The 23,194-nt window shown below is 64.8% G+C and carries 16 protein-coding genes; 9 read left to right on the top strand and 7 right to left on the bottom strand.

Features of this window, described 5'->3' with window-relative positions:
* Positions 1-200: 200 nt before the first annotated feature.
* The gene (gene alaS / locus DTX69_RS12955) at positions 201-2,876 is read left to right on the top strand and encodes an alanine--tRNA ligase (protein WP_119301962.1); all 2,676 of its coding nucleotides are present in this window, start codon (positions 201-203) and stop codon (positions 2,874-2,876) included.
* Between the two features lie 63 nt (positions 2,877-2,939).
* Positions 2,940-3,794 carry a hypothetical protein gene (locus DTX69_RS12960; protein WP_119301963.1) on the top strand — a complete coding sequence of 285 codons (855 nt, stop codon included), beginning with the start codon at positions 2,940-2,942 and terminating at the stop codon, positions 3,792-3,794.
* A 31-nt stretch (positions 3,795-3,825) separates the two neighbouring features.
* Here DTX69_RS12960 and DTX69_RS12965 read toward each other — a convergent pair whose 3' ends face one another.
* The 4 genes from DTX69_RS12965 to DTX69_RS12980 all read right to left on the bottom strand — a co-directional run bounded on the left by DTX69_RS12965 (position 3,826) and on the right by DTX69_RS12980 (position 9,963).
* On the bottom strand, positions 3,826-4,641 hold the full coding sequence (locus DTX69_RS12965) for an isocitrate lyase/PEP mutase family protein (protein WP_119301964.1): 816 nt from the start codon (positions 4,639-4,641) through the stop codon (positions 3,826-3,828).
* Positions 4,638-5,180 carry a methylated-DNA--[protein]-cysteine S-methyltransferase gene (gene ogt, locus DTX69_RS12970; RefSeq protein ID WP_119301965.1) on the bottom strand — a complete coding sequence of 181 codons (543 nt, stop codon included), beginning with the start codon at positions 5,178-5,180 and terminating at the stop codon, positions 4,638-4,640. Before ogt ends, DTX69_RS12965 begins: the two co-directional genes overlap by 4 nt.
* Positions 5,173-6,714 carry a DNA-3-methyladenine glycosylase 2 family protein gene (locus DTX69_RS12975; RefSeq protein WP_284735735.1) on the bottom strand — a complete coding sequence of 514 codons (1,542 nt, stop codon included), beginning with the start codon at positions 6,712-6,714 and terminating at the stop codon, positions 5,173-5,175. Before DTX69_RS12975 ends, ogt begins: the two co-directional genes overlap by 8 nt.
* A gap of 90 nt (positions 6,715-6,804) precedes the next feature.
* Complete coding sequence (locus DTX69_RS12980; protein ID WP_284735736.1) at positions 6,805-9,963, bottom strand: Rne/Rng family ribonuclease; 3,159 nt, start codon at positions 9,961-9,963, stop codon at positions 6,805-6,807.
* A 467-nt stretch (positions 9,964-10,430) separates the two neighbouring features.
* Between DTX69_RS12980 and DTX69_RS12990 the strand changes: the two genes are divergently transcribed.
* From DTX69_RS12990 to DTX69_RS13015, 6 genes are all read left to right on the top strand, one after another.
* Complete coding sequence (locus DTX69_RS12990) at positions 10,431-11,702, top strand: N-acetylmuramoyl-L-alanine amidase (RefSeq protein ID WP_119301966.1); 1,272 nt, start codon at positions 10,431-10,433, stop codon at positions 11,700-11,702.
* Positions 11,703-11,917: 215 nt separating this feature from the next.
* Positions 11,918-14,623 carry a penicillin-binding protein 1A gene (locus DTX69_RS12995; RefSeq protein ID WP_119301967.1) on the top strand — a complete coding sequence of 902 codons (2,706 nt, stop codon included), beginning with the start codon at positions 11,918-11,920 and terminating at the stop codon, positions 14,621-14,623.
* A 101-nt stretch (positions 14,624-14,724) separates the two neighbouring features.
* Positions 14,725-15,841 (top strand): peptide chain release factor 2 gene (prfB, locus tag DTX69_RS13000; protein WP_119301968.1). Its coding sequence is split into 2 segments (ribosomal slippage): positions 14,725-14,793 and positions 14,795-15,841, totalling 1,116 coding nucleotides; the frame shifts between segments, so codons are not numbered across the junction.
* Between the two features lie 169 nt (positions 15,842-16,010).
* Positions 16,011-17,318, top strand: coding sequence for an ammonium transporter (locus DTX69_RS13005; RefSeq protein ID WP_162917123.1), 1,308 nt, complete (start codon positions 16,011-16,013; stop codon positions 17,316-17,318).
* A 116-nt stretch (positions 17,319-17,434) separates the two neighbouring features.
* The gene (locus tag DTX69_RS13010) at positions 17,435-17,629 is read left to right on the top strand and encodes a hypothetical protein (RefSeq protein WP_162917124.1); all 195 of its coding nucleotides are present in this window, start codon (positions 17,435-17,437) and stop codon (positions 17,627-17,629) included.
* A gap of 96 nt (positions 17,630-17,725) precedes the next feature.
* Positions 17,726-18,262, top strand: a complete 537-nt coding sequence (locus DTX69_RS13015; RefSeq protein ID WP_119301970.1) for a CPBP family intramembrane glutamic endopeptidase — start codon at positions 17,726-17,728, stop codon at positions 18,260-18,262.
* Between the two features lie 11 nt (positions 18,263-18,273).
* Here the strand turns inward: DTX69_RS13015 and DTX69_RS13020 are convergent, their stop codons facing one another.
* On the bottom strand, positions 18,274-19,068 hold the full coding sequence (locus DTX69_RS13020) for a ferritin-like domain-containing protein (protein WP_119301971.1): 795 nt from the start codon (positions 19,066-19,068) through the stop codon (positions 18,274-18,276).
* The gene (bcp, locus tag DTX69_RS13025) at positions 19,065-19,547 is read right to left on the bottom strand and encodes a thioredoxin-dependent thiol peroxidase (protein ID WP_119301972.1); all 483 of its coding nucleotides are present in this window, start codon (positions 19,545-19,547) and stop codon (positions 19,065-19,067) included. Before bcp ends, DTX69_RS13020 begins: the two co-directional genes overlap by 4 nt.
* A 119-nt stretch (positions 19,548-19,666) precedes the next feature.
* Between bcp and DTX69_RS13030 the strand changes: the two genes are divergently transcribed.
* Positions 19,667-20,260: a LysE family translocator gene (locus DTX69_RS13030; protein ID WP_119301973.1), complete on the top strand. Its 594-nt coding sequence runs from the start codon at positions 19,667-19,669 to the stop codon at positions 20,258-20,260.
* Here DTX69_RS13030 and DTX69_RS13035 read toward each other — a convergent pair.
* Entirely contained in the window at positions 20,249-23,188 is a 2,940-nt protein-coding gene (locus DTX69_RS13035) for a bifunctional [glutamine synthetase] adenylyltransferase/[glutamine synthetase]-adenylyl-L-tyrosine phosphorylase (RefSeq protein WP_162917125.1), read from the bottom strand. The genes DTX69_RS13030 and DTX69_RS13035 overlap by 12 nt on opposite strands.
* Positions 23,189-23,194 lie beyond the last annotated feature (6 nt).

Genomic DNA, 23,194 nt, shown 5'->3' on the forward strand with positions numbered 1-23,194 from the left:
CGCGCTGATCCCCCGTCAGTGCGCCCGCACCTTTTCTGGGCTGTGCGAGCCGCATCAGGCGCATAGGTGCCCTGGCAAAAGCCCATATCCGGCAGGGCTTCCGCCCTTGCCGCCGCCCCTGAAACAATAAATATTACCGGAGTGGTGCCGCCGGCCGGAAACCCCGGTTTGCGGCGTGTTTTCGCGTGATTGGACTTTTTATGCAGACCGCCAACGACATACGCCGCCTGTTCCTGGACTACTTCAAGCGCGAAGGGCACGAGATCGTGCCCTCGAGCCCGCTGGTGCCGCGCAACGACCCGACCCTCATGTTCACGAACGCCGGCATGGTGCAGTTCAAGAACGTCTTCACCGGCCAGGAGAAGCGGGACTATGTCCGCGCCGTGACCGCGCAGAAGTGCGTGCGCGCGGGCGGCAAGCACAATGACCTGGAGAACGTCGGCTATACTGCGCGCCACCACACCTTCTTCGAGATGCTCGGCAACTTCTCGTTCGGCGACTACTTCAAGGATCGCGCCATCGAGCTCGCCTGGCGTCTAGTGACCCAGGAATACGGGCTCGCCAAGGGGAAGCTGCTCGTCACGGTCTTTTCCGAGGATGACGAGGCGTTCAACCTGTGGCGCAAGATCGCCGGCCTGCCGGAGTCGAAGATCATCCGCATCCCGACCTCGGACAATTTCTGGGCCATGGGCGATACCGGCCCCTGCGGACCCTGCTCGGAGATCTTCTACGATCATGGCGAGGGCATCCCCGGCGGCCCTCCCGGCAGCCCGGATGCGGAGGGCGATCGCTTCATCGAGATCTGGAACCTGGTCTTCATGCAGTACGAGCAGGTGACCAAGGAGCAACGGGTCAACCTGCCGCGCCCATCGATCGACACCGGCATGGGGCTGGAGCGCCTCGCGGCCGTCCTGCAGGGCAAGCACGACAATTACGACATCGACCTGATGCGCGCGCTGATCGAGGCTTCGGCCGAGGCGTCGAAGACCGATCCGGACGGCCCAGACAAGGTCTCGCACCGCGTGATCGCGGATCACCTGCGCTCCTCGGCGTTCCTGATTGCGGACGGCGTGCTGCCGTCGAACGAAGGCCGCGGCTACGTCCTGCGCCGGATCATGCGCCGCGCCATGCGCCATGCGCACCAGATCGGCTGCACCGAACCGCTGATGTGGCGCCTCGTGCCCGCGTTGGTGCAGCAGATGGGCCAGGCCTATGAGGAACTGGTCCGCGCGCAGCCCGTGATCACCGAGACGCTGAAGCTGGAAGAGACCCGCTTCAAGCAGACCTTGGGCGCCGGCCTCAAGGAACTGGAGGCAGCGGTTTCCAGCGGCAGCGGCCTCACCAAGGACGGCAAGCTGTCCGGCGCCGTGGCGTTCCAGCTGAGTGACAGCCGCGGCTTCCCGCTCGATCTCACGCAATCGATCCTGCGCGACCGCGGCATCGAGGTGGATGTCGACGGCTTCAATGTCGAGCTGGAGAAGCAGCGCGAACGTTCGCGCGCGGCCTGGGCCGGCTCGGGCGAGGCGGCGACCGAAGCCGTCTGGTTCGACCTGAAGCAGCGCCTCGGCGCCACCGACTTCCTCGGCTATGCAACGGAGCAAGCGGAGGGCCAGGTCACCGCGCTGCTGAAGAGCGGCGCGGAAGTGCAGTCCGCGAAACAGGGTGACGAGATCGCCATCATCACCAACCAGACGCCGTTCTATGGCGAAGCGGGGGGCCAGATCGGCGACACCGGCGCGTTCGTGTCCGCGACCGGCGCCATCATCGAGATCGCCGACACGCACCGCAAGGTTGGGGACCTATTCGTCCACTACGGCAAGGTCACCAAGGGCGAGATCAAGGTCGGCGATGCGGTCGAGATGAAGGTGGACGGAAAGCGCCGCACCACGCTGCGTGCGCACCACTCGGCGACGCACCTGCTGCACGAGGCGCTGCGCCGCCAGCTCGGCGCGCACGTGACGCAGAAGGGCTCGCTGGTCGCACCCGATCGCCTGCGCTTCGACTTCAGCCACACCAAGGCGATGACGCCGGAGGACATCGCGGCTGTGGAGCGCGAGGTCAATGACCGCATCCGCGCCAACGCGGCGGTGGAGACGCACTTGATGACACCGCAGGCGGCGATCGAGGCCGGCGCGATGGCCTTGTTCGGCGAGAAATACGGCGACGAGGTGCGTGTGGTCTCGATGGGCGGCAAAGTGGCCAATGAGAACAAGGTGTTCTCGACGGAGCTCTGCGGCGGCACCCATGTGCGCCGCACCGGAGATATCGGCCTGTTCAAGATCGTGAGCGAAGGTGCCGTCGGCGCCGGCGTGCGCCGCATCGAAGCGGTGACCGGCGCGGCCGCAGAGGCCTACGTGGCGGAGCAGCAGCGCCTGCTCAACGAAGCTGCGAGCGCGCTGCGGACTCTGCCGTCCGACCTGACGCAGCGCATCGCTTCGCTGCTCGAAGAGCGCAAACGCCTCGAGCGCGAATTGATGGAAGCGCGCAAGGCCGCTGCGGCAGGCGGGGCTGGAGCAGGTCCCGCCTCCAAGCAGATCAACGGCGTCACGCTTGCGGCGCGATTGCTCGACGGCGTCCCGGCCAAGGAGCTGAAGGGCATGGCGGACGAGATCAAGCGCCAGATCGGCTCCGGCGTGGTGGCCCTGGTGGCGGTCGCGGAGGGCAAGGCCTCGCTGGTGGTCGGTGTCACCGACGATCTCACCAAGCGCCTCAACGCGGTCGAGCTGGTAAAGGTCGGCAGCGCGGCGCTGGGCGGGCAGGGCGGCGGCGGCCGCCCCGACATGGCCCAGGCCGGCGGCCCCGACGCCTCGCGCGCCAACGAAGCGCTCGCCGCGATCGAGCGCGCCATCGGCGCGGGCGCGAAGGCGGCGGAGTAGCAAGCGGCAAGTTCGCGGTTTCATGATCCTGGGACCATCAAACGTTCGAGGTCCCAAGGGGGTATGGTCGTCCCGTTCCAAGGCTGGTTTGGGGGCAGCATGAATGAGGGGGTTATCGCGCTGGCGCCGGCGCGGTTTTCGATCGGCGGCGCGCTCGGAGACAGCTTGAGGATCTTCGGACGCAATTTCGTCAGCTTCGGCGTCCTCGCGATGGTCTTGCAGTCGCCGTGGCTTCTTGCACCACTAATCGATGACGGCATTCCCACTTCGGCGCCCGCCGATTTCGACTGGTCGAGTGAAGTGTTCAGGCCGCTGTTGGGGCTTCTTTGCGCGGCCTTCACCCAAGCCGCCATCGTTCTGGGTGTGCGTCAGAATCTGCGCGGCCGCAAGGCGACCATGGGCGACACCATGCGCGGCCTTCCCTTCGTTATTCCTATCGTTGCCGCGAGCGCCATCTGCTACCTGCCGAGCTTCATGCCTGCCATCGTCGAGCACGGGCTGCGGGCGCCCACGTTGGTAGTCGGTGCGGCGAGCCTGGTGTTCGGCATCCTCTATTTCGTCCTGCTAGTGATTTGCTGGATCACTGCTCCTGTCATTGCAATCGAAAAGGCAGGGCCTATCGCCGGATTGGCGCGTGCCATGGAACTCAGCAAAGGCTGTCGCTGGACGATTTTCGGTCTCCTGCTCATTCTTGGTGCCGCGCTCTTTTGTATCATGATCCCAGCCTGGGCACTGGGGGGCGTCGATCGCTCAGGATTCTTGCTAAGCGGGCCATCAGCCGTTGTCGGCTTTGCGGCATATGTGGGGTCCGCCCTTTTCTCCGCATTCAATGCCGTCGCCATGACCGTCACGTACCATCGCATCCGCGCGGAAAAGGAAGGCGCCGGCGTGGAGGACGTGGCTGATATCTTTGATTGAGACTAGATGTGCGATCGGCCGTGGCCGCTTTTCAACGCTGTTCAAATAACGCGTTGATGTCGGCGTATCCCATCGCGCCTTCGCCGAGCGGGTCGGACTTACCCGATTTCAGGAAATCCGTGGCCAGCGCGGCGGCCTTGCCCCAGAGCGCCTGCGCAACGCCCGATCCCGCGCTGAGGCGGCGCACGCCCAACCGTGCCAGGTCGGCTGCCGCCGGCAGGCCGGGCCAGGCCATGACGTTGAGCGGCAAGCCGGCCTCGGCGGCAATGGCGCGGATCTCTTCCGCATCGCGCAGCCCGGGGACGAACAAGCCGCTGGCACCGGCATTGCGGTAGAACCGGGCGCGCTCCAGGGTTTCGGCGACCCGCTTGCCTGCCGGAACAAGGCCACGCAGATAGACATCGGTGCGGGCATTCACGAACAGATCGACATCGAAATGCTCTCCTGCGCGCACCGCGCGCTCGATCTTCAGGCACAGCAGGTCCGGCGGGTTCGACCCGTCCTCCATGTTGATGCCGACCGCGCCCGCCTCGATCGCCTTAGCAACCGTCTCCTCGACCACCGATGGATCGTCGGAATAGCCGCCCTCGAGATCGATGCTGAGCGGCACGCGGATGGCACGGGCGATGGTCGCGACCGTTGACAACAGCAGCCGGACCGGCAGGGCATTGCCGTCGGGGTAGCCGTGGGTCCAGGCGACGCCGGCGCTGGTGGTCGCAACCGCCTTTGCGCCCAGGCTTTCCATCAGGCGCGCGCTGCCGGCATCCCACGCATTCGGCAGCAGCAGCGGCTCCGGCCCTTCATGCAGCTGATGAAAGGTGGCGGCGCTCTCAAGCTTCGCACTCATTCGCGGCTCCGTTTTGCAGACTTCCCCATGCGCTCATGCGCCAGCAGCCAGCGCTTCCGCTCGATGCCACCGCCATAACCGGTCAGCGACCCGTTGGTTCCAATGACACGGTGGCACGGCACCACGACGCTGATCGGGTTATCGCCGTTGGCACTGCCGACGGCGCGCACTGACTTCGGCCGTCCAATGTGTTCCGCTAACCTGGCGTAGGAGATTGTCTCGCCGCACGGGATCGCGCGCAACGCCTTCCACACGGTTTTCTGGAACTCGGTGCCGCCAGTCGCGACTTTCAGTCTGTCGATCGCTGTCAACTCGCCATCGAAGTAGGCGCGCAATGCGGTGTTGAGTCCAGCCGGATTGCGGGCCGATCTCAATTCATAACCGTCCTTCCCGTAATGCAGGCGTAACGAGTCATGCATGTGGTGCTCGTGATCGGTCCATTCGACCGCACGCAAAGCGCCGTTCTCATCGGCCACGATGCCAAGCTCGCCGATCGGTGTCTTGATCCGATCGATAAGAAGTTGGAGGGGCTTAGCCATGTGCCGCCGCGTCCGCCGCCCACAGATGCTGCGCGGCATAGGCACGCCATGGCCGCCACGTCTCGGCGCGATCCTGCAAAACGGCCGGGCTCGGCCGCGTGCCGACGTGGATCGCGGCACCCCGCAGCAGGCCGATGTCGCTCGCCGGGAAAGCATCGGTCTCGCGCACCGCACGCAAGGCGATGTAGTGCGCCGTCCACTCGCCGATGCCACGGATCGCGCGCAGCCGCGCCACGGTCTCCTCGACGGTGCCCTGCGGTTGGAACAGAGACGGGTCGCTCAATGCCGCTTGCGCGATTGCCATCAGTGCCTCCTTCCGTGCGTTCGGCATGCCAAAACCAGAGAGGTCTGCCCGCGCGACTTGCGCCGCACTTGGGAAGGCGAGGCACAGTTCCGGCCGGCTGCGCTGTCCGGGTGGCAGACTCGTGCCGCAGATCTGCGTGAGGCGCGAGCCGAGTTTGCAGGCCGCTTCGATGGACACCTGCTGGCCGAGCACGGCGCGCACCGCGAGCTCGAATCCGTCCCAGCCGCCTGGCGCGCGCAGGCCGGGACGCTCGGCGATCAAGGGGGCCAGCCAGGGATCCTGCGCCAGATGCGCGCCGATCGCCGCCACATCGGCGCCGAGATCAAACACCCGCCGGATGCGGCCCACGATTGCGGGCAAAGCACGGACCGATGGAAAACGGATGGTGGCGCTGAAGCTGGTTTGCCCTGGTAGATGTCTGATCTCGACAGTCCCGGTCAGGCCGTCCTGCAGGACGGTCCTGCTGTACACGTCGCCACCAATCCATTCGACTCCTTCGATCGCTCGCGCTCTGAGAAAGGCAAGCATCGCGTCCCAATCGTAAGGCGGGCGGTAGGAGAGGCGCACCGTCACGCCGATCTCACCGACCGAACCCTCGGGCAGCGCCGATATTGCTCGTCGACGCAGGGCACTCGGTGGACGGCGGAAGAGCTGCTGAAACGTCTCGTTGAAGCGGCGGACGCTGCCGAAGCCAGACGCCATCGCAATTTCCGCCATCGGCAGGCGCGTATCATGGATGAGCTGCTTGGCGAACAACACACGCCGCGTCTGCGCGACGGTGATGGGAGAGGCGCCGAGATGCTGCTGGAACAGCCGCCGCAATTGCCGCTCGCCGATGCCGAGCCGCTCGGCCAAGGCATCGACGCTCGCCTCTTCGCCGTCGAGCGCGCCCTCCCCGATCAGCGCGAGGCCGCGCGAAACCGTGTTTGACGTGCCGCGCCAGGAGCCAAGGTCGGGGGCGGTTTCCGGCCGGCAGCGCAGACATGGGCGGAAGCCCGCTTCTTGTGCCGCCGCCGCACTCGGGAAGAAACGGCAATTCTCGAACTTGGGGGAACGGGCCGGGCAGATCGGCCGGCAATAGACACCGGTCGAGGTAACGCCGACGAACAAGCGTCCGTCGAACCGCGCGTCGCGGGTTTTCAGGGCTCGGTAGCAAGGTTTCGGGTCAAGCTGTTCCATGCCGGCGATGATGCCACCCTCCGGCCGCCGACGCTCGCGGTTTTCGGACATGGACATGAATAGCCATGGCGCAGATGTGAATATCCCCTCCCCAAGCCGGGGAGGGGACATCCAGTCCTGAGAATAGACGGCGTCGCGCGGCTACTCGATCAACCGGCGCCACCAGCCGCGCTTGCGCTGGCCTTCTTCGCTGGCGGCCTGTTGTTGGCCGCCAACCTCGATGATCTGCACCGTGCCGGTCTGCTCCGTGGCTGCACGCTGCTCGCGGCTTTTGGGCGCGACGTCGATCGCTTCGGCCGGCGGGGCCGCGGCCTCCTCTTCACGGCGGCGTGGCCGTCGCTGGCGTTTGCGCGTCTGCGGTTCTGCCGCTTGTGGCTCGCCATTGTTCCCTTCAGCAGCGGCCTCCGTCTCGGAAGGCTCACGGCCTTCGCTGGTGACCGGTGCCACGCGCTGTGCCCACTGCTCCGGCATCTCCGGGAGTTCCGGTTGATCGCCGAGTCCCGGGATCGGCTGTTCGGCCGCTTCGCCGGCCTGCGGGCGGTCCTCCCAACCCTCGGGCTGTGCCTGCACTTCTCCCGCCGGTTGGCCGCGCTCCGGTCGACGCGACCGGCGCCTTCCGCCACGGCGACCACGGCGCCGGCGACGGCGCGGCTGGTCGCCTTCTACGCCAGCAGCCTCTTCGCCTTCGCGGCCGCGAGCAGCTTGCGCGCCTTCAGTATCCTCTTCGTCTTCGTCGCCCTCGATCTCGTCCTCAGTCTCCTCGGACCGGGCCGCCATGGGCGTCGGCGCTTCTGGCTGCTCTCCGGAAACGGCTGGCGCCTGCGACTCTTCGCTGGCCTCGCCTTCGGTGAACTCGTCGGCGCGGAACTTGCCGCTGCGGCCACGCCGGCGGCGGCGCCGCCGGCCGCCGCGCTCGCGCTCGCCGGAGGCAGCGGTCCGTTGTTCTTCCGCCTCTTCGGGCGCCTCTGCCTCGGCCGCCTCTTCGGGTTCCTCCGGCAGGATATCCTCCGGTTCCTCCTCGATCGCTGGCGCGGCCTGAGGCGCACGCGGCTGGACCTCTTCACCCGGACTGAGCTGCTTGATCCGATCCAGCCTGTATTCCGGCGGCGTCAGCTCATCATCGGCCTGCAAATAGACGCGGACGCCACGCCGCTGCTCGATTTCCTCGATTGCGCGGCGCTTGTGATTGAGCATGAACAGCGCAACCGCGCTCGGCACAAAAATCGTGACGCCGGGGCTGAAGCTGCGGGCGATCTCTTCCTCCGCCATGCGCAGCACGTGCAGTGCCGTCGATTCCACCGAGCGCACGCGCCCCGTTCCATGGCAATGGGCGCAGGCTTCGGTGCTGGCCTCGACCAGGCTGGGATGCAGCCGCTGGCGCGACATCTCCAGGAGGCCGAAGGTGGAGATCCGCCCGATCTGGATGCGCGCGCGGTCGTTCTTCAGCGCCTCCTTGAGGCGCCGCTCGACCTGGGCGTTGTTGCGGTTCTCCTCCATATCGATGAAGTCGATGACGATGAGGCCCGCCAGGTCACGCAGCCGCAGCTGGCGCGCGATCTCCTCCGCCGCCTCGATGTTGGTCCGCAGGGCCGTCTCTTCGATGTTCCGCTCGCGCGTCGCACGGCCGGAATTGACGTCGATCGCGACCAGGGCCTCGGTCTGGTTCAAGACGATGTAGCCGCCTGACTTCAGATGAACGACAGGCTCATGGATCGCGGCGATCTGGCTCTCGATCTGATGGCGCTGGAACAGAGGCTGCGAGTGATCGCGATAAGACTGGACCCGCCGCGTATGGCTCGGCGTCAGCGTGTGCATGAACGCGCGCGCATTCTGATAGGCGTCTTCGCCGGCGACGATGATGTCGCCGATGTCGCGCGTATACAGATCGCGGATCGAGCGCTTGATGAGGCTCGCCTCTTCGTAGATCAGCGCTGGCGCCGTCGATTTCAGCGTCACTTCGCGAATCTCGTCCCACAGCCGCAGCAGATATTCGAAATCGCGCTTGATCTCCTGCTTGTTGCGCTCCATGCCGGCGGTGCGCACGATCACCGCCATGCCTTCCGGCGCGTCCAGGTCGTCGACGATGGATTTCAGGCGCTTGCGGTCATTGACGCTGGTGATGCGGCGAGAGATGCCGCCGCCGCGGTCGGTGTTGGGCATCAGCACACAATAGCGGCCGGCCAGCGACAGATAGGTGGTGAGGGCCGCACCCTTGTTGCCGCGCTCTTCCTTGGTCACCTGCACCAGCAGAATCTGCCGGCGCTTGATGACCTCCTGGATTTTGTAGCGGCGCAGGTTGCGTTGCCGGCGGCGGCGCGCCTGCTCCTCATCGACCTCGGGGTCGTCCTGTGACGCCGGCTCTTCGCCGCCGATCACGTCCACGACCTCCGGGGTGTTCTGCACCTCCACCAACTCCGCTTCGGCGGGCGCCGGCAGATCGCCGTCGGCATTGCCGGGCTCTGCCGGCATCTCGGCTGGCCGGACATCCGGCGCATGCTCAGCCGGCGCCTCTGCTTCCTGCGAGACCTCGACGCTGCTCCGCAGGTCGGACTCGGCGGGCGCCGCCGTCGGAACCTCTTCCACCGGCGCACTGCGCAACTCGAACCGGGGCGTTTCAAGTGCGGCGCTGCTTGCACTCGGCTCGGGCTGCTCCCACGGCGACACCAGTTCCTCTGACGCGCGAGCGGGCAGGGGTGCGGGCTCTCCTTCCTGGCTTGCGCTGGCCGCCTCCTCGACCGGGGCGACTGCCGCTCCGGCTCCCGGCTGCGCCTCTTCTCCCTGCGCGATCGAGGCTGCCCGCGTCTCGCTGGCGTGTTGCCAGATGTTGTCCGTCGTGCCGCTATCCTCGCTCGGCGCAACTGCCGCGCCGGCATCGGATGTCTCTTCTTCAAACGACGCTTCGCTCGCTCTGCTGCCTTCAGCCGCCGTCATGGCGTCATCGGTGTGCTCGCCTGCACGATCGTGGAATTGCTCGGCGCGTTCGCCTTCGACGACTTCATCATCCTCGTCTTCCTCGGCGGCAGCTTCGCGCAGCAGCTTTTCCCGGTCGGCGACCGGGATGCGGTAATAGTCGGGATGAATTTCGCTGAAAGCCAGGAAACCATGGCGGTTGCCGCCATATTCGACGAACGCCGCCTGCAGCGACGGTTCGACTCTGGTTACCTTTGCGAGATAGATGTTGCCTTTGAGCGGACGACGGCTCGCGACCTCGACGTCAAATTCTTCCAGCTTCCTTCCGTCCACCACCGCGACCCGGGTTTCTTCCGGGTGGGTGGCGTCGATCAACATGACCTTTGCCATTGTGGGTAGACTCCTCAACGCGCCAAACGTCGCCCGTATCGATTGCGGACGGCGGCGCGAAACTCGCAGTTGAATTCCAGGTGTACGACATGACTACCTGTGGCTAACGGGCATCCGGCCGGCGCCTTTCTCTCTCGATGAAAGTGCGATGACAGGGCACCCAACGTTCCGGGCCATCGTGTCCGATGCCGGCTCCATTGTAGAGCGCCATCGAAAAGTGACGGGAACCGAAACCCAGTGACCCAGCGAACCTAAGCGCTTTGGGTTTACCTTTCCTTAAGCCTAAGAAGGGCTTAATGACCGCAAAGCGACTCTCAGCCGGGCCGGCCGCAGCATAAGCGGCGAGCGTCGGCGTGACAACGCCAATCAACGCGTCTCTCCCGAGTTCCCGAGTCGATCTGGAAAAGCGTTGATTCGCAGTGTCTTACAGGTATATATTGCGGTTGATTCACCGGAGTCGGTCGTAAATGCGCATAATTGGCTGGATTCTCGGCCTGCTGCTGTTGCTGGGGGGAACTGCAGAAGCAGTCGCCAAGCCGGCCATTACCGATGCACGCCTGGGTGTCGAGCCTGAGCTCACGCGGGTCGTCATTAGCCTTACGCAGCGCAGTGATTTCCGGGTGTTCACCCTGGCTGACCCGTACCGTGTTGTCATCGACCTGAGCGAAGTCGACTGGAAGGTGCCGAGCGGGACCAAGCTGCGCGGGCAGGGTCTGGTGGCCGGCATGCGCTACGGCTTGTTCAAGGCGGGCACCTCGCGCGTCGTCCTGGACCTGATGGAGCCTTCGGAGGTTGCGCGCGCCGAACTCCTGCCGCCGGAGAATGGCGAACCGCTGCGGCTGCTGGTCGACCTGCGGCCGGTTTCCGACACCCAGTTCCGCGCCCAGCTCAAGACCTCCGGCGTGACCTACAGCGCCATCGCCTCGATTGCACCAGTCACCAAGCCGACGGCCAAGATTTCGAGCGGCGCGGGAAGCGGCGCCGGCGCGAGCGCTGGTGCCTTGGGCGGCAGCGCGGCCAAGCAGCCGACCGAGGAGCCCAAGCGCGGCAAGCCCGTGATCGTCATTGATCCCGGCCACGGCGGCATCGATCCCGGGGCGATCGGTTCCACGATCAGCGAGAAGCAGCTGACACTCGCGGTGGCCAAGGTGCTCAAGGAAGAGCTGGAGGGCACAGGGAAGTTCCGCGTCCTGCTGACCCGCAGCCGCGACGTCTATATTCCGCTGCGGGAGCGGTTCGGGCTGGCGCGCGAGAAGAGCGCCGACCTCTTCATCTCATTGCACGCGGATTCCCACAACAACCCGCTGACCCGCGGCGCCTCCGTCTACACCTTGTCGGAAAAGGCCTCCGACGCGGAAGCAGCGGCTCTGGCGGCCAAGGAGAATAAGTCCGACGTCATCGCCGGCGTCGATCTCAGCAATCAGAGCAACGTCGTCAGTAACATTCTCATCGATCTGGCGCAGCGCGACACCAAGAACATGTCGACTCGTTTCGCCAGCCTGCTGGTGCGCGAGCTGAAGGAGCAGACGCTGCTCCTCGGCAACACCCATCGTTTCGCAGGCTTTGCCGTCCTGAAGGCGCCGGACGTGCCCTCGGTGCTTGTCGAGATGGGATACATCACCAGTAGCAAGGATGAGGCGCTGCTGAGCAGTTCCGGCCACCAGAAGAAGCTGGCCCGGGCCGTTCGGAAGGCGGTCGAGAATTATTTCTCCTGGCAGGAGCTGGTCCGCCGTAGCTGAGCCGGAACGCGGTGCCGGTGCAGATGTTTTAACCAGGGTCTGTATTTCCCGCGCCGGTGTGTCACAAGTGCTTGCGTTGCCATAATTTAACCTTGATCTTGGATCATGCCTTGGACTAAGGCGGATGCATCCGAAGGGGCGCTGGCGAGAGGCCGCGCCCGGTTGCATTTGCCGCACCGTATTGAACAATAAGGGGGCCCCGGGCCGGCCCGATCATGCGATTGACCAGAATTCTCTCTTTCCTGTTCGGCACGCTGCTGTTTCTGGGTGTCGTGGGGGCAATCGCAGCGTGGCTGGTCTACGAGCATTTCTCGCAGGACCTGCCAGACTATTACCAGCTTGCCAGCTACGATCCGCCGGTGGTCTCGCGCATCTATGCTGGTGACGGCAGGCTGCTCGCGGAATATGCCGCCGAGAACCGCGTCTTCGTGCCGATCAGCGCAATGCCGAAGCGCGTCATCAATGCGTTCCTGGCGGCGGAGGACAAGACCTTCTATACCCACCCGGGCGTCGATCTGCCGGGCGTCATCGCCGCAGTGTGGACCAACATCAAGAACTACGGTGATCGCAGGCCGGTCGGTGCTTCCACCATCACGCAGCAGGTGACCAAGAACTTCCTGCTGTCGAACGAGCTTTCCTACAAGCGCAAGATCCGCGAAATGATTTTGGCGCTCAGGATCGAGAAGGCCTTCACGAAGAACCGGATCCTCGAGCTCTATCTCAACCAGATCTATCTCGGGGCGGGCAACTACGGTGTCGCGACTGCGGCGCTGAACTATTTCAACAAGTCGCTGGACGAGCTGACGATCGGCGAAGCGGCTTATCTGGCCGCGCTGCCGAAGGCGCCGAACAACTACAACATCGTGCGCGATCACAAGGCGGCGGTCGATCGCCGCAACTGGGTGATCGAGCGTATGCGGGAGGACGGCCACATCACGGCCGAAGAGGCCGCTGCCGCCAAGGTCGAGCCGCTGGAGCAGCACAGGCGCGCCGAAACCGAGCATGTGGTGGCCGACTACTTTGCCGAGGAAGTGCGGCGCGAGATCGTGCATCGCTTCGGTGAGGCCGGGCTCTACAAGAAGGGCCTTGCCATCCGCGCCACCATCGATCCGCGACTGCAGGAGATCGCTGATCGCGTGCTGCGCCAGCACCTGGTCTCTTATGACAAGACGCAGGGCTATCGCGGTCCGCTGCAGCATGTCGATAGTGCCGACGATTGGCAGAAGACGCTCGAGGCCCTGCCGCCGATGCCGTGGCTCTATGATTGGCAGCCGGCGATCGTCATCGAAGCCACCAAGGCGGTGGCGAAGATTGGCTTCAAGGACGGCAGCACGGGCGAGATTCAGGTCGCCGACCTCGGTTGGGCGCATCCCCGTTCGCCCGACGGGCGCATCGGACCCTCTCCGACGGCCACCACCGACGTGCTGAAGGTCGGCGACATCATCGCGGTGGAGCCGCTGGTCGAAGAGGGCAAGGTGATCGAGGGCCGCTTCGCCCTGCGCCAAGTGCCGGAGATCAGCGGCGCGCTCGTCGCGATGGATCCGCATACCGGCCGTGTGCTGGCGATGACGGGCGGCTGGTCCTACCAGCAATCGGAATTCAACCGCGCGACCCAAGCCAAGCGCCAGCCGGGTTCATCGTTCAAGCCGCTGGTCTATCTCTCGGCGCTCGAAGCGGGCTTCACGCCCTCAACCATGATCCTCGATGCGCCGATCGTGATCGATCAGGGGCCTGGCCTGCCGCTGTGGCGGCCGGAGAACTATGCGCAGGACTTTCTCGGCGCGGCCACGATGCGCCGGGGGCTCGAGAACTCGCGCAACCTGATGACAATCCGCATGGCGCAGACCATCGGCATGGCCAGAGTGGCGGAGATGACTGCGCGCCTCGGCGTCATCGACAACATGCAGCAGACGCTCGCCATGTCGCTGGGCGCGGGCGAGACGACGGTGCTACGCCTGGCCGGCGCCTACGCCGAGATCGTCAACGGCGGCAAGAAGATTCAACCAACCTTGATCGACCGCGTGCAGGACGCCAACGGCTGGACCATCTATCGCCACGACGGTCGGCCGTGCGATGGCTGTCAAATGTCGAGCTACAATGGCGAGCCGCCGCCGGAAATCCCCGACATGCGCCAGCAGGTGCTCGATCCGGCCACCGCGTATCAGATGGTGTCGATGCTGGAAGGCGTGGTGCAACGCGGCACCGGCACGGCAGTGAAGGTGGTTGGCAAGCCGATCGCGGGCAAGACCGGCACCACCAATGAAAGCCGCGATGTCTGGTTCATGGGCTTCTCCCCCGATCTGGTGGCCGGCGTCTATCTCGGTTTCGATCAGCCCCGCTCACTCGGTGCGAAGGCAACCGGCGGTCGCTATGCTGCGCCCATCTTCCGCGACTTCATGATAGAAGCCTTGAAAGACAAGCCCGCAACGCCGTTCCGCGTGCCGCCGGGAATCCGGCTGGTGCGGGTCGACTACCAGTCCGGCCAGCGTGCTTTTCCGGGCGCCGACAAGGTGATCCTCGAGGCCTTCAAGCCCGGCACCGAACCGTCGGGGCAGCAGAATGTCATCCAGGGAATTGCCAATTACGGCCAGGATGCCGGCTATGGTTCCATCATCCCGCTGGGGACTGCCGGTGACACGGGCCAGGGCGGCACTACGATTATCGATTCAACAGGCGCCTATCAGCAGCCCTCGGGCGCACCCAATGCGGCGAGCGCGGGCCGGCCGGTGATCACCGGCGAGCCGACCGATGATCAGCCCAACCTGCTGCCGCCGGGCATCACGCCTCGGGAAGAGGATGAGCAGGTGCCGGCCGTACAGCCGCCGCTGCAGGGTCCAGCGTTGGGCGAGGCGCCACCGCCGCCGCCGGTGCAGCCTGCTCCCTCCGCGCCCGCGACCGACAGCAGCGGCGGCATCTACTAGAGAATCAGCGTTTTCGCCGGCGCGGGCGGCTTGACCGCGCCGCGCCGATTGGCCATGTTCGCGGCCCGTTCACGAAATGCGCCCACGGAAGAGGCAAGATCATGCGTGCCGAGATTGAAGCATTGGCGGGGGAGATCCGCTCCTCCCTGGCCCTGCTGAGGAGGCATCTTTGACTGGGACAATGCGCTGCGTCGTCTCGACGAACTGAACACGTTGGCCGAGGACCCGCAGCTCTGGGAAAAGCCCGAGAAGGCCCAGAAGACGATGCGGGAACGCACTCATCTCGCCAACGCCATCGAGGCCTACCGTGTCATGGAGGGCGAGCTCGATGACGCGCTGACTCTCGCCGAGCTGGGCGAAGCGGAAGGCGACACCAACTCCGTGGATGAAGCGCAGGCGCAGCTGACCGCACTCCAGATTGAGGTGGCCAAGCGCGAACTCGAATCCCTCCTGTCCGGCGAAGCGGATCAGAACGACTGCTATCTCGAGGTCCATGCCGGCGCGGGCGGCACCGAGGCGCAGGATTGGGCGGAAATGTTGCTGCGCATGTATACGCGCTGGGCCGAGCAGCACGGCTACAAGGTGGAGTGGCTGGAGGAAAGCCCGGGCGAGGAAGCGGGGCTCAAATCCGCGACCATCGAGGTCAAAGGGCCCAACGCCTATGGCTGGCTGAAGTCCGAGTCAGGCGTGCATCGCCTGGTGCGCATCTCGCCCTACGATTCCAATGCCCGTCGGCACACCAGCTTCTCCTCGGTCTGGGTCTATCCGGTCATCGACGACAACATCGAGATCGAAGTGCTGGACAAGGATCTGAAGGTCGACACGTTTCGTGCATCCGGCGCCGGCGGCCAGCACATCAACAAGACGGATTCGGCCGTCCGCATCACGCATGTCCCGACGGGGATCGTGGTTGCGTGCCAGGCTGACCGATCGCAGCATCGCAACCGCGCGATGGCGATGCAGATGCTGAAGGCCCGCCTCTATGAGGCGGAGCTGAAGAAGCGCGAAGAGGCTGCCGCGGCGCAGGAAGCACAGAAGAGCGATATCGGCTGGGGCCACCAGATCCGCTCGTATGTTCTGCAGCCGTACCAGATGGTGAAGGACCTCAGGACCGAGGTCGAAACCAGCGACACGCAAGGCGTGCTGGATGGGGATATCGACCGATTCCTGAGCGCCTCGCTCGCCGCCAAAGTTCATGGCGGCGCACCGACCGCCTAACCGCCTCCCTGCCCAAGAAATAGGCGTTCTCGACAAAGCTGCTCATGGTTTATGCGCGGCTCCGTCATGCAACGGTGATGTTCCGCAGGATTCCCCGTCACTTCGCGGTTGGCACGCGCGATGCAGTGCTGCGCCCGGATTGTCAGACTTGTTACAAAAGGGGGCAGGAATGCTTCGTTTGGGTTTGCGTCGAGGATTGACAGGAATCATCGCCGCGCTGGCGGGAACCCTGGCTGCTGTGCCGGCACTGGCGCAGGAACCGACGATCGATAGTGGTGCCACTGCCTGGATGATGACGTCGACGGCCCTGGTGCTGTTGATGACCATTCCAGGCCTTGCGCTCTTCTATGCGGGCATGGTCCGCAAGATGAACGTGCTGGCCATCGTCATGCAGTCCTTCGCGATCTGCTGCCTCGTGACCATTCTCTGGATGGTGGTCGGCTACAGCATCGCCTTCTCGGAAGGGACCGCGTTCTTCGGCGGGCTCAGCAACCTTTTCTTGAAGAACCTCGAGGTGGGCTCGGTCTCGGGCTCCATTCCAGAATCGGTCTTCATGATCTTCCAGATGACCTTCGCGATCATCACCCCGGCGCTCATCACCGGCGCCTTCGCCGATCGCATGAAGTTCAGCGCCATGCTGATCTTCATCTCGGCCTGGTCGGTGCTGATCTACGCGCCGCTCACCCACATGGTGTGGGCCGGCGGCGGCCTGATGTTCGACTGGGGCGTGCTCGACTTCGCCGGCGGCACCGTCGTGCACATCAGCAGCGGCGTCAGCGGCCTGGTCGCGGCCCTCATGATCGGCAAGCGCAACGGTTATCGGAAGATTCCGTTCGTGCCGCACAACCTGGTCTACACAGTCATCGGCGGCTCGATGCTGTGGGTCGGCTGGTTCGGCTTCAATGCGGGCTCGGCGCTCGCCGCGTCGCCCAACGCGGGCATGGCCATGGTGGTGACGCAGATCGCGGCGGCCGCGGCGGCTCTGGCCTGGATGTTCTGCGAGTGGGGTGCGAAGGGCCAGCCATCGATCCTCGGCATCGTGTCCGGCGCGGTGGCAGGCCTGGTGGGTATCACGCCGGCCTCCGGCTTCGTCGACCCGACCGCCGCCCTGGTCATCGGCGCGGCGGCGGGCGTCGGATGCTTCCTCGCCTCGACGGCGATCAAGAACGCCCTTGGCTATGACGATGCGCTCGACGCATTCGGTGTCCACGGCGTCGGCGGCACCATCGGCGCGATCCTGACCGGCGTGTTCGCGACGATGGCGGTCACCGGAGCGTCGGACCCGGTCGGCATGATCGACGGCAATGCCGGTCAGATTCTGACCCAGATCCTTGGCGTTGTGACGACTGTGGTCTTTGTGGGAATCGGCACGGCGGTTATTCTCAAGGTCGTCGACCTCACCGTTGGCCTGCGCGTCTCGGAAGAGGTCGAGCGCGATGGTTTGGACCTTGCGTTGCATGGTGAAGCTGTCCAATGAGTTGACATCGCTGCGGTAGGGGCGGACAGCGTCTCCATTGCTCCACAGGGCGCTTCGGTTCGGCCGGGGCGCCCTGCCCAATTCAAAAAATGCCAAACGATCAGGAGGGCCATTCGATGCAGCAGTGTCAGACCAGCACGCAGGATTCTGCGGTGAAGCGCGTTTCCGTCCGCACCGGCGGCGCGGGGCATGCGCATTCGGGTGTGAAGGAGCCGGCTCGCGTCAACGGCAACATCGCCGTAGCCGGATCGGATGGAGAAGCGACGGTGTTCAGGTCCAGCAGCAATATCGTTGTCAGGCTCGGAACCTAACGCGGGGGTTCCACGATCGTTCACGTAAACCATCCGTATTTCGATCGAACCTGGGTGCACGGCCCAAGCGCACCAAATCTCCAGATCGTGCGCCTCATGCAAGACAGCCCAGAGGGCTGGCTGATTATCGACTATATCATGAGGGCATCGGTCCTTGGGCTTCTCGCGCTTTCTCCAATGCGCGTAGCAGTGTTCCAGTACGAAGCGCTGCGGGGTACGCGCAGCCGGGTCGTCGGCTGGTCCTTGGCAGCAGGTGCCGCTGCATTCCTGACTGTAACGCTGGGCTTGGCGTTTTGGGACGCCGTGCCGAACTGGAACCTAGGCGAATATCCGAATACCACTGGCTGGGTTCGTCGGTTCGACCTGACGTTTGGTCTGGCGCTTGTCGCTCTGCACGAAGAACTGTTCTTCCGACGGTTCGCGCGGCTCGTCTTTAGTCGGTTAGGTGATGGCATTGCAACGGTCGCAGCAACATCACTTGTTTTTGCCCTGTATCATTGGTGGGCCGGCCTGCCCAACATTCTGATCACAGGACTGATTGGGGTGGTGCTGATGTTGCTCTACCGAGCAGTGGGCGTGCTGTGGCCCGCAATTGTGATTCACTATTTCTTGGACGTCTACGCTTTCTCTTAAGCGTCCTGCGCTCACGCCGACAACGGCCGATAGAACTCCGGATCGAACCCCGCATCCTTGCGTGCTTCGTCGTTGAAGGGCGGCTTCAGCGTGCCTTTGAAGTGGCGGCGCACGCGGTCTTGCCAGGCTTGCTTAGGGTTGAGGCCGGCTCTTTCGGCGAAATGCTGGAACCAGCGCATGCCGGCGGCCACATGGCCGATTTCGTCGCGGTAGACGCGATCCAGGATGGATGCGCTCTGCTCGTCACCGGCGCGGCGGAAATCGGCGATGGTCGCGGGGGTCACATCGAGGCCGCGTGCCTCCAGCACCAGCGGAACGACGGCGAGGCGCGCAAGTAGGTCGTGCGATGTTTCCTCGGCCGCGAGCCAGAGACCGTCATGGGCGGGCAGGTCGCCATAGTGCGCGCCGAGCTCGACCAAGCGGGCCTGCAACAGCGAAAAGTGGATCGCTTCTTCCTCGCCGACCTTGATCCAATCATCGAAGAAGCCGCGCGGCGTATCGGCGGTGCCGAAGCGCGCGATGATGTCCCAGGCGAGATCGATGGCATTGAGCTCGATATGCGCGAGGGCGTGGAGCAGAGCGATACGCTTCTGTTGGCCGCCGCCCGCGCTACGCTTCGGCATAGCGCGGGGCGGCAGTAAAGGCGGGCGCTCCGGCCGTGCCGGGCGCGCGGGGGGATCGGCCGGCCTCACGAAAGCCGCGTGCTGCTGCTTCCAATCCGCCGCCAGCGCCAGGGCACGCGTCACCTTATCCGCCGGCTCGGCCACCCGCAGGATCTCGCACGCCGCTTGCGCCAGGTCGATCACGCCTCCACCTTCTCCGCCAGCTTCTTCACTTCCTTGAGCACCTCGTCGACATGGCCGGGCACTTTCACCTTGCGCCAGATGCCGCGGATGATGCCCTTGGCGTCGATCAGGAAGGTGGAGCGGTCGATGCCCATATATTTGCGGCCATACATGCTCTTCTCGACCCACACGCCGTAATCTTCTGTCACCTTGCCGGTTTCGTCGGAGCCGAGCGTGAAGTTCAGCTTGTGCTTCTGCTTGAACTTGTCGTGGCTTTCCACGCTGTCGCGCGACACGCCGACTACCGCCGCGTCGATCTTGCCGAACTTCGGCAGGGAATCGCGGAAGCCGCAGGCCTGCGCGGTGCAGCCAGACGTATCATCCTTCGGATAGAAATACAGCACCACGGTCTGCCCCTTGAGCTGAGACAGCGAGACTTTGCCCCCGCCATCGGTCTTCATCGAAAAAGCCGGTGCCTTGTCGCCCACCTTCAATGCCATTGCGTGCTTCCCTTCCCAAAAATGGCGCAACGATGCCACCCCCCGCACGAACGTTCAAGACGCGGCGGGAACTTTCAGGGTGACATTGGCCTGCTGCCATCGGCTGACAGGACAAGAGATTGGACGGTTTGCTCGGCTTCATCCTGGCGGGATTGGCGCTGGCCGGCAGCCCCGGCCCGGCGACGCTCAGCCTCGCCGCCACCGGTGCCGCCTTTGGCGCGCGCCGGGGCATCGGTTACATGACCGGCATTAATCTCGGCATGGTGGCGGTGATGGCGATCACGGCCTCGGGCGTCGTCGGGCTGCTGCTGGCGCTGCCCGGCGCCACGCCCATCGTGATCGGCCTCTCCAGCGCCTACTTTGCCTACCTGGCGTATCGCATCGCCACGGCACCGCCGTTGGCGGAGGGTGGCGATCACGGCCGCCGACCATCCTTCGCGGGCGGCATTTTCCTATCGCTGGTCAATCCGAAAGGCTATGCGGCGATGGCGCCCTTGTTCTCCAGCTTCGTGCTGATCCGCGAACGGGTCGCGCTGGACGTCACCGCGAAGATCATCGTGCTCGCGGTCATCATCGCCTTGGTCAACATCGCCTGGCTGATCGCCGGCTCGGCGCTCACGCGGTTCTTTCGGGAGCCACGCAGCAATCGGATCGTCAACGTGTCGTTCGCCGTGCTGCTGATCGCCTCCGTAGGTCTTGCGCTACTTTTCTGAGGCGAGACCAAACACCGTCCGAAAGTCCTCGTACACGATCTCAAAGCGATCCGTGATCAGCCCCTTGAGGGTCGAGAAGTCGGGACAGTCGGCGACCTTCGCCAGATGGCGCTCGGTGGCGGCGCGCAGCTTGCCTTCGTTGACCTGCTCGCCGACCAGCAGGCGCGTCATCTGCTGCAATTGGCGCCACAGATTAACCGCGTCGACCAGGCGTCCGGCCATTGCGCGATCGATGAGGCCTGTTTCGGCAAGCCGCGCCAGCGCGGCGGACGGATTGCGGCGCAGCACATCGGGATGCTCGTGCGCGTGACGGAGCATCAGGTATTGCGCGATGAAGTCGATATCGACCAGGCCGCCGCGCCGATGCTTGAAGTCCCAGATCGAATCCCCGCGATGCTGCTGCGCCATGCGCTCGCGCATCTCCAGGACATCCTTGCGCAGCTTCGCCGGATCGCAGTTCGCCGTCAGGATGCGCCTCAAGCTCAGTTCGACATGGCCGATGAGACTGGGGTCGCCGGCCATGGGCCGTGCGCGCGTCAGCGCCATGTGCTCCCAGGTCCAGGCCTCGTTGAGCTGATAGCGCTCGAAGGGCTGCAGGCCGCTCGCGATCGGGCCCGCATTGCCCGATGGGCGCAGGCGCATGTCGACGTCATAGAGCTTACCGTCGCCGGTCTGAGCAGTGAGGGCAGTGATCACGCGCTGCGCCAGCCGCGCGTAGTACTGGATGGGCGCGAGCGGCTTGGGTCCGTCCGACCGCAGATGATCCCAGCCTTCGACATCCTCCGGAATATCGTAGATGAAGATGAGGTCGAGGTCGGAGGTCACCGTCATCTCGCGGCTGCCGAGCTTTCCCAGTGCGACGATCGAAAGGCCGCGCCCCGGCAGCTTGCCGTGCAGCTTCTCGAACTCGGAAGTGACGGCTGGGAACAGCTCGCCGATTACGGCGTCGGCAACATCGGAGAGCTCGCCGGCCGCGACATTGCCCTCCGCAGCGCCCTTCAGCAGGCGCACGCAGATCTGGAACTGCCGGTCCTTGGTCCAGCGGCACATCAGGCTGAGGCGATCCTGGAAATCGTCGACGAAGGAGAGCTGGCGGCGCAGGTCCCGTGACATGGCAGGACGGTCCGGCACCTTCTCGAAAAAGCCCGCCGTCAGGACGCCATCGAGCAGCATGGGATAGCGGCTGAGATGATCCGCGAGCAGCGGCGCGCTGCCCATCACGTCGGCGATCAGGTCCAGCAGCCCGGGATTCGAATAGAGCAGGGAGAAGAGCTGCACGCCGGCCGGCAAGGAATGCATGAAGCTGTCGAAGCGCTTGAAAGCCGTATCGGGGTCCGCGGTGCGGGAGAGAGCCTCCAGCAGCTTCGGCATCAGCTCCGTCAGCAGTTCGCGCGCCCGCGCGCTGCGGGTCGCACGATAGCGCCCGTGGTGCCAGGCGCGGACCATCGCAGACACCGTGCTGCCGTCGGGAAAGCCCATGCGCTCCAAAGTGGCGACCGTCTCTGGATCGTCCTCGGTGCCTGTGAAGACGAGATTGCCCTGGCCGCCCAGAGCAGGAGCTTCCTCGAACAGATCGGCATAATGATCCTCGACCTGGCCCAGGTGATGCATCAGCGTTTCGCTGAACTCCATGGTGTTCGCGTGGCCGCAGAACAAGGCGAGGCGATCCAGATCCGGCCCGGCGGGCGGCAGAGTCTGGGTCTGGTGATCGTCGATCATCTGCAGGCGATGCTCGACATGGCGCAGATAGCGATAGGCCGCAATGAGGTCGTCGGCGGCCTGGCGGCTCGTGCGGCCGAACGCGACCAACTGCTCGATCGCGGTGCAGGTCTGGCGCAGGCGAAGGTCTGGATTGCGACCGCCCCAGATCAACTGCTGGGTCTGTGCGAAGAACTCGATCTCGCGGATGCCGCCGCGGCCGATCTTGATGTTGTGGCCGCCGACGGCGATCTCGCGATGGCCTTTGACGGCGTGGATCTGCCGCTTGATCGAGTGGATGTCCTGAATGGCGGCGAAATCGAGATGCTTGCGCCAGATGAAGGGGCGCAGGTTGCCGATGAATTCCTCGCCGGCCGGCACGTCGCCGGCAATGACGCGCGCCTTGATCATGGCGGCGCGCTCCCAGTTCTGGCCCATGCCCTCGTAATAGGTCTCCGCCGCGATTGTCGACATGGCGAGCGGGGTAGAGGCAGGGTCCGGGCGAAGCCGCAGATCGACGCGCAGGACATAGCCATCCTGCGTCGCATCCTGCAGCAGCTTCACGAGCCCACGCGCCAGCTTGACGAAGCATTCGCGCGCAGTGCGCTTGCCCCGGTAGCGGACCCGATCGAGATCGAACAGGACGATGAGGTCGATGTCGCTCGAATAATTGAGCTCACGCGCGCCCAGCTTGCCGAGGCCGAGGATGATGAGGCCGCTTTCCAGCGCCGGATTGTCCGGGTGGGGCAGATCGAGCTCTTCGCTGTTATGAGCCTGGCGGAGCAGGAAGGCGGTGGCAGCTGCGACCGCCGAATCCGCGAAATCGCTCAATGCTGCGGTGACCCGTTCGAGATTCCACGCGCCAACGATATCGGCGATGGCGATGGTCAGATGGGCACGCCGCTTGGCGACACGCAGCTCGCGCATGAGGCTGGTTTCGTCCGGTTCGCCAAGTGCCAAGCCCGCGAGATCGTTCAACAATTTGTTAAAGACAGAGTCCGGCCCGTCCGCTAATACTGAGTAAAAATGGGCCGCTTCACTGACGATCAGGTGGCTAACATAAGGACTGTTGCCAAAAACTGCGGTCAGCAGCGCCTGTCTTTCTGCCGCGCCGGGGAGCCCCGTCTCGTCGGTCTGACACCACAAAGCTGCGAGACGATCCAGCTCGATCTGCGCCTGGCGCAGATCATAGGGCTTCGGCAGCTTTGCGGGGTCGATGGCCAGGGGCATCGGAGT

It is taken from the genome of Dongia deserti, from assembly GCF_003574735.1.
Lineage (GTDB): Bacteria > Pseudomonadota > Alphaproteobacteria > Dongiales > Dongiaceae > Dongia_A > Dongia_A deserti.